This is a genomic window from Dietzia sp. SYD-A1 (assembly GCF_015356725.1).
In the GTDB taxonomy this organism is placed as follows: domain Bacteria; phylum Actinomycetota; class Actinomycetes; order Mycobacteriales; family Mycobacteriaceae; genus Dietzia.
Genome location: NZ_JADDKI010000705.1, coordinates 1 through 459 on the forward strand (window position 1 = coordinate 1; position 459 = coordinate 459).

Sequence of the window (459 nt, forward strand, 5' to 3'; positions counted from 1 at the left end):
CATGAAATCGCGGGGGCGGTTGATGCAGTCTGCAGCAAGGAGCTCGCCACCACGGAGGTAGAAGCAGCTGAAGTCGCGGTCCCGGGTGGGGTCACCGCTGAGGACGACTTCGTCGTAACCGGTGTTGAGACCGGCGATCTGCAGCTTGAGATCGTATTGATCTGACCAGAACCAGGGAAGCGCCTCGATCTTCCTAGATTTTCCGCAGACGGTCGAGGCGGCGACCTTGGCCTGCTCCCCCGCACTCGACACGGACTCCATGCGTATACGGCAGCCGTAACGGGCGATGTCATGGCTTGTGCAATCTCCGGCGGCCACGATGTCGGGGTCCTCGGTCCGGGCATGGTCGTCGATCACGATGCCGTTGTCGACCACGAGACCCGCAGCGTCGGCGAGTTCTGTTCTCGGTTCAACACCGATGCCCACGATGACCAGATCAGCCGGGATCGACTCGCCAGT

Annotated in this window: 1 protein-coding gene; it reads right to left on the reverse strand. The window is 62.1% G+C overall.

Annotation, left to right across the window (positions count from 1 at the left end; all coding sequences use genetic code 11):
• A partial coding sequence (locus tag IY392_RS18800) for an oxidoreductase C-terminal domain-containing protein (RefSeq protein ID WP_194862046.1) occupies positions 1-459 on the reverse strand: 459 nt, incomplete at both ends.